Origin of the sequence: Caulobacter sp. SLTY, assembly GCF_009905535.1 — a bacterium.
Classification (GTDB): domain Bacteria; phylum Pseudomonadota; class Alphaproteobacteria; order Caulobacterales; family Caulobacteraceae; genus Caulobacter.
In genome coordinates, this window is sequence record NZ_JAAALA010000082.1 from 1 (window position 1) to 864 (window position 864).

At 70.5% G+C, this 864-nt stretch carries 1 protein-coding gene and 1 pseudogene; both read left to right on the forward strand.

What is annotated here, in order from left to right:
• Positions 1-193 (forward strand): DUF6880 family protein (locus GVN21_RS20330; RefSeq protein WP_346764300.1); only part of this gene is annotated, 193 nt, incomplete at its 5' end.
• Positions 194-217: 24 nt separating this feature from the next.
• Positions 218-864 (forward strand): annotated as a pseudogene (locus GVN21_RS20335) (ATP-dependent DNA helicase RecG); the annotation flags it as partial.

An 864-nucleotide genomic window follows, 5' to 3' on the forward strand; every position in this document is an offset into this window, starting at 1 on the left:
CCCCCTCGCCGCCGCCCTCGTCCTCCGCGCCATGATCGAAGACACCACCCGCTGGCGCCGCGCCGAACGCTACGGCTCCGCCCAACGCTGGCTCCTGGAAGCCGCGTCTCTGGAGCCCCAGATCGCCGATCACCAGGGCTTCGGCACGCACGAGGACTTCCTGAAGAGCATCGCCCCGTATCGGCGGTTCTAAGCACCCGCGCTATCCTGCACGCCAATGCGCCCCGAGATTCTCTTCCCCCTGTTCGCGCCGGCGACCTCGCTCAAGGGCGTGGGGCCCAAGGTTGCGCCGCTGGTGGAGAAGCTGGCCGGGCCGCTGGTGCGGGACGTGCTGTTCCTCAAGCCCCACAGCCTGGTGAAGCGCAAACCGGCCAGCTTCCTCAGCCTGGTCGACGGCGAGGTCGCCACCCTCTCGGTGGTCGTGAACGATCACCAGCGGCCGCGCGGCCCCAGCCAGCCCTGGCGCATCCGGGTGGTCGCCAGCGACAGCGGCTTCCTGACCCTGACCTTCTTCAAGGGCCACGGCCCGCACCTGGAGCGCCAGCATCCGGTCGGCGCCAAGCGGATCGTCAGCGGCAAGGTCGAGCGCTTCAACGACACCTGGAACATCGTCCACCCCGACTACCTCGTCGATATCGCCCGCGCCGACGAGGTGCCGGAGATCGAGGCCATCTATCCGGCCACCGCCGGCCTCGCCGCCCGCGTGGTGCGCAAGCTGGCCCACGAAGCGTTCGAACGCGCCCCTGAATTGCCCGAATGGCAGGACCCCGCCTGGCTGGCCCGCGAGCAGTGGCCGGGCTGGCGCGCCGCCCTCGACTGTCTGCACAACCCCCAGAGCGAGGCCGACACCGCCCTCCTCTCCCC